At 67.6% G+C, this 5,570-nt stretch carries 4 protein-coding genes; all 4 read right to left on the bottom strand.

Going from position 1 to position 5,570, the window contains the following annotated elements; translation table 11 throughout:
- The coding region (gene xdhB / locus L995_RS26305) for a xanthine dehydrogenase molybdopterin binding subunit (protein ID WP_047474262.1) at window positions 1-1,685 on the bottom strand (1,685 nt) is incomplete at its 3' end.
- A gap of 1 nt (window position 1,686) precedes the next feature.
- Window positions 1,687-3,300 (bottom strand): xanthine dehydrogenase small subunit, encoded by a 1,614-nt coding sequence (gene xdhA / locus L995_RS26300; protein WP_047474259.1) that lies wholly within the window; start codon window positions 3,298-3,300, stop codon window positions 1,687-1,689.
- Window positions 3,301-3,579: 279 nt separating this feature from the next.
- A complete protein-coding gene (mdtD, locus tag L995_RS26295) occupies window positions 3,580-5,022 on the bottom strand; it encodes a multidrug transporter subunit MdtD (protein ID WP_016448457.1) in 1,443 nt (480 codons plus the stop codon).
- 116 nt (window positions 5,023-5,138) lie between these two features.
- On the bottom strand, window positions 5,139-5,513 hold the full coding sequence (gene erpA / locus L995_RS26290) for an iron-sulfur cluster insertion protein ErpA (protein ID WP_016448458.1): 375 nt from the start codon (window positions 5,511-5,513) through the stop codon (window positions 5,139-5,141).
- Window positions 5,514-5,570 lie beyond the last annotated feature (57 nt).

The raw sequence follows: 5,570 nt of genomic DNA, 5'->3' as shown, positions 1-5,570 counted from the left end.
CCGCGTGCCCCCGTCGATGCCGCCGTGGCCGAGGTATTGGCCACCTTGGTGGTGTCGGTGGCCGTGACGCGCACGCGCCCGAAGCCCACGCCCAGCTCATGCGCCACGACCTGGGCCACCTTGGTGTTCAGGCCCTGGCCCATCTCGGTGCCACCGTGGTTCACGAGGATGGAGCCGTCGTTGTAGACATGGACCAGGGCGCCGGCCTGGTTGAAGTGCTTGACGTTGAAGGAGATGCCGAATTTGAGCGGCGTCAGCGACAGGCCGCGCTTGAGCACGGGGCTGGCCGCGTTGAACGCGGCGATGGCATCGCGGCGCGCGCGGTAGTCGCTGCAGGTTTCCAGCTCGGCCACCAGCTCGTGGATGATGTTGTCGGTCACGACCTGGCTATAGGGCGTGACGTTGCGCTCGGTCTTGCCGTAGAAGTTGACGCGGCGCACATCGAGCGCATCGCGCCCCAGCTCGCGCGCGACCGTCTCCATGATGTTCTCGATGGCGATCGCGCCCTGCGGGCCGCCGAAGCCGCGGAACGCCGTATTGCTCTGGGTATTGGTCTTGCCCGAGTAGCCGTGCATGGACACATCGGGCAGCCAGTACGTGTTGTCGAAGTGGCACAGCGCGCGCGTCATCACGGGGCCGGACAGGTCGGCCGAGTGGCCGGCGCGCGAGACCATGGAGATCTCGGCGCCGAGGATGCGGCCCTCGTCGTCGTAGCCCACCTCGTACTCGTACCAGAAGCAGTGGCGGCGGCCCGTGATCATGAAGTCGTCATCGCGGTCCAGGCGCAGCTTGACGGGGCGGCGCAGCCGCGTCGCGGCCACCGAGGCCACGCAGGCGAACAGGGCCGACTGCGACTCCTTGCCGCCGAAGCCGCCGCCCATGCGGCGGCACTCCACATGCACGGCGTGCGAGGCCACGCCCAGCGCATGGGCCACCAGGTGCTGCATCTCGCTGGGGTGCTGGGTGGAGCAGTACAGGTGGACGGCGCCGTCCTCCTTGGGAATGGCGTAGCTGATCTGGCCTTCCAGGTAGAACTGCTCCTGGCCGCCCACGTAGAACGAGGACTTCAGGCGGTGCGGCGCCTCGTCCATGGCGCGGCGCGCGCCGCCTTCATTCGTGCTGCGCGCCAGGTGCATGGGCGGCAGCACGTACTGGCCCAGCTCATGCGCCTGCTGGGGCGTGAGCACGGGCGGCTCGGCCGTGATGTCGGCCGCCGCCTTGGCCTGGGCCGCAGCCAGACGCGCCGCCTCGCGGCTTTCGGCGATCACGGCGAACAGCGGCTGGCCCAGGTAGCGGATCTCGCCGCTGCACAGGATGGGGTCGTCGTGGATGATGGAGCCGCAGTCGTTGACGCCGGGAATGTCCTCGCCGGTGAGCACGGCCACCACGCCGGGCATGGCGCGGATGGCGTCGAGCCTGAGCGCATTGAGCCGGCCATTGGCCACGGGAGACAGGCCCAGCGCGCAGTGCAGCGTGCCGTCCAGCTCGGGCAGGTCATCGATGTAGGCGGCCTCGCCGGCCACATGCAGATGGGCCGATTCATGCGGGCGGCTGATGCCCACGCGCTGGCCCTGGGTGTGGGCGCCGGCCTCGGCACGCTCGTCCACGCGGAAGGCGGCGTTCTTCAGGTAATGCGCAAAGGCCTCGGACGAGTGCAGCAGGGAAGGGTCGATGGGGCGGTTCATTTCAGGCTCCTTGGTGCACTGCGTGGGGCATCACGCTCCAGACGCTGGTGGCCTGCAGCGGCAGCGGCTGCTGCAGACGTGTCTCCAGCCACAGGCGCTGCAGCAGGTTCTGCGCCACCTTGAGCCGGTAGTCGGCGCTGGCGCGCATGTCGGACATGGGCTTGAAGTCCTGGGCCAGCGCGGCCTGGGCGGCCTTCACTGCGGCCTGGTCCCAGGGCTGGCCCACGATGGCCGCCTCCGCCAGGGCCGCACGCTTGACCACGGCGGCCATGCCGCCAAAGGCCAGGCGGGCGGACTTCACCACCTCGCCATCGAGCTCGATGGCCAGCCCCGCGCACAGCGCCGAGATGTCGCAGTCGAAGCGCTTGCTGATCTTGTAGGCACGGGTCTGGCGCCGTGCAGCGTCCAGCGGCACGGCCAGTGCCTGCACGAACTCGCCCGGCTCCAGCTGGTTCTTCATGTAGTCCAGATAGAAGTCATGCAGCGGCATGCGGCGCACGCGTGCGCCCTTGCGCAGCTCGATCTGCGCGTCCAGCGCCATCAGCACGGGCGGGGAGTCGCCAATGGGCGAGCCATTGGCCACGTTGCCGCCCATGGTGCCCGCATGGCGGATGGGCACGGAGGCAAAGCGCAGCCACACATCGGTCAGCCCCTCGAAGCGCTGCGACAGCGCCGACCAGGCCGATTCCAGCGAGGCACCGGCGCCGATGTACAGCTCGCCGCCGTCCAGGCTGCCCGCACCGTGGCGCTCCTCGACGCGCTTCATCTCGGCCACGTCGCCCACATAGACGATGTCGCCCAGGTCGCGGAACTGCTTGGTCACCCACAGCCCCACATCGGTAGAGCCTGCCAGCAGCCGCGCGCGGGGCTTGGCCTCGCACACGGCGGCCAGCTCGTCCAGCGTGCGCGGAGCGTGGAAGCTGTCCACACGGCCGCCCTGGGCGGCGTTGGGAGCGGCGTAGTCCAAGCCGGCATCCTGCGCGCGCAGGCCCTGCAGTGCCTGCACCACGGGGTCGGTGGCCATGCGCGTGGCGGGCAGGTCGAACATGCGCTGGCCTGCGTCCAGGATGGGACGGTAGCCCGTGCAGCGGCACAGATTGCCCGACAGCTCGTCGGCCAGCTGCTGGCGCGAGGGACGCGTGCCGGCCTGCTGGTGGTGCTCGTAGGCCGACCACAGCGACATCACGAAGCCCGGCGTGCAAAAGCCGCATTGGGAGCCGTGACAGTCCACCAGCGCCTGCTGCACGGGGTGCAGCTCGGCACCGCCTGCGGGCTCGCCCGTGGCACAGCCCTGCTTGCCGGCGCACTGGCCCTTGACGTCCTCCACCGTGAACAGCGCCTTGCCGTGCAGTGTGGGCAGGAACTGGATGCAGGCATTGACCGTCTGCAGCTGCAGGCCGCCCACGGCGTCGGGCGCGCCGTCTTCGGCCAGCTCGGCGATGACCACGGTGCAGGCGCCGCAGTCACCTTCGTTGCAGCCCTCCTTGGTGCCGGTGCAGCGCGCGTCGCCGCGCAGCCAGTCCAGCACCGAACGCGTGGGATGCGGCCCCTGTACCTCGACGATCTGGCCGCGGTGATAGAAGCGGATGGGTTGGGAACTGGGGCTCTGGCTCATGCTCGTGGGGGCAACTGCTGGTGCGTGGACTGTTCGGATCACGACTTACGCAAATTCCGAGGAAGAAAGCCGCTGGCCCTGTGGCGATGGCGTGTTTGCGTTCTTGCTTGCGTAAGTCCTGCGGATGTACGCGAGATTAAGTCCAGCCCCGCCCAAACGCATAAGACGGCCTCGATATTTCCTATGCGGGCTGCCATATATCCTTGTCAAAAACAAGGGTAAACCCGCAACAAAAGTGTGGATTGCAGCGGTTCAGGGTGCAAAAGGCATGCACAGCCCTCACTCGTGCTCGGCCGGCTCCAGAGGCTTGGGCCGCACATCCTCATCGTCGCCCAGCTGCGAGAAGATCATGGTCGAGGCCAGCGTCACCGCGCCCATGCAGACGAAGGTGGCGCGGAAGGCATTGAGGGTGTGCTGCGGCGTATCGCCGCCGAACCATTCGCTGAAACCGGCCAGCACCGCACCTGCGGCGGCCACGCCCATGCCCATGGCCAGCATCTGCACCATGGACAGCAGGCTGTTGCCGCTGCTGGCGTTGCCGGCATCCAGGTCCTTGAGCGTGACGGTGTTCATGGCCGTGAACTGCATGGAGTTGGTGGCGCCGAAGATCAGCAGCTGGACGATGACCACCCACAGCGGCAGCGCCGTGGAGACCGTGCCGAAGCTGGCGATCATCAGCGACAGCACCAGGGTGTTGCCCATGAGCACGCGGCGGTAGCCGATGCGCTGGATCAGCGTGGTGGTCTGGCGCTTCATGGCCATGCTGGCCAGCACCGTGGGCAGCATCATCATGCCGGCCTGCAGCGGCGAAAAGCCCAGGCAGACCTGCAGCACCAGCGGGATCAGGAAGGGCATGCAGGAGCTGCCCAGGCGCGAGAACAGATTGCCCAGCAGGCCCACGCGCAGGCTGCGCACGGCGAACAGCTCGGGGGCGAACAGCGGGTCGGGCCGGCGCAGCGCATGCAGCCAGTAGGCGGCCAGGCTGGCCAGGCCGAAGATCAGCAGCACGAAGACCATGGCGCCGTGGATGCCCTTGCCCGACATGCTGTCCAGCGCCAGCGACACGGCCACCATGCCGAAGGCCAGCAGCGCATAGCCCACGCCGTCGAAGCGCTTGACGGCGAAGCGGTCGCCCACCGGCATGAAGCGCAGGGTAGCGGCCAGGCCGATCAGGCCCACGGGCACGTTGACCAGGAAGATCCAGTGCCAGCTCACGTACTCCACCATCCAGCCGCCCAACGTGGGGCCGATCAGCGGCCCGACCAAGCCGGGAATGGCCACGAAGCTCATGGCCTTGAGGAACTGCTCGCGCGGAAAGGCGCGCAGCACGGCCAGCCGGCCCACGGGCATGAGCAGCGCACCGCCCATGCCCTGCAGCACGCGTGCGGCCACCATCAGCTGCAGGTTGGGAGCAATCGCGCACAGCACCGATCCCAGCACGAACAGCGCAATCGCCCACAGGTAGACGCGCCGCGTGCCGAAGCGGTCGGCCATCCAGCCCGATGCCGGGATCAGCATGGCCATGGTCAGCGAATAGGCGACGATGACGGACTGCATGCGCAGCGGGCTCTCGCCCAGGGCCTCGGCCATGGTGGGCAGCGCGGTATTGACGATGGTGCCGTCCAGCGTCTGCATGAAAAAGCCGATGGCCACGAGCCATAGGAGCACCGAACGCGAGGAGGATGTGGTGGAGGCGGAAGCGCTTTTGTCTTCAGGAATCATGGCAAGGCAGGGAGGGCGCAGGCGTTAAAAAACCGCCTGCGCATTGCTGCGCGGCGGTTGGTGGCGTGTTGTGCGGCGGGCTGCTGCGGGCTTCACTGCAGCGCGGCCGACAAGGCTTACACCGAGAAGCTCGATCCGCAGCCGCAGGTGGTGGACGCATTGGGATTCTTGATCACGAACTGCGCGCCCTGCAGGTCTTCCTTGTAGTCGATCTCGGCACCCACCAGGTACTGGTAGCTCATGGCGTCGATCAGCAGCGACACGCCATTCTTGGTCATGGTCGTGTCGTCTTCGTTGGTGATCTCGTCGAAGGTGAAGCCGTACTGGAAGCCCGAGCAGCCGCCACCTTGCACGAACACGCGCAGCTTCAGGTCAGGGTTGCCTTCCTCGGCGATCAGATCGGCCACCTTGGCAGCTGCGCTGTCGGTGAAGACGATCGGGGTGGGCATTTCGGCGGTGGTGGTTTCGGTGATTTCTGCGACGGCGCTCATGGGGATACTCCGAAGTTCTCAATTGGCCCGAATGGTACAGCAAAGGGCTCGACGCGG

Origin of the sequence: Delftia sp. ZNC0008, assembly GCF_000799035.1 — a bacterium.
GTDB classification, from domain to species: Bacteria; Pseudomonadota; Gammaproteobacteria; order Burkholderiales; family Burkholderiaceae_C; genus Comamonas; species Comamonas tsuruhatensis.
The sequence above is the reverse complement of the archived record's forward strand: the minus strand, read 5'-3'. Positions and strand labels throughout refer to the sequence as shown.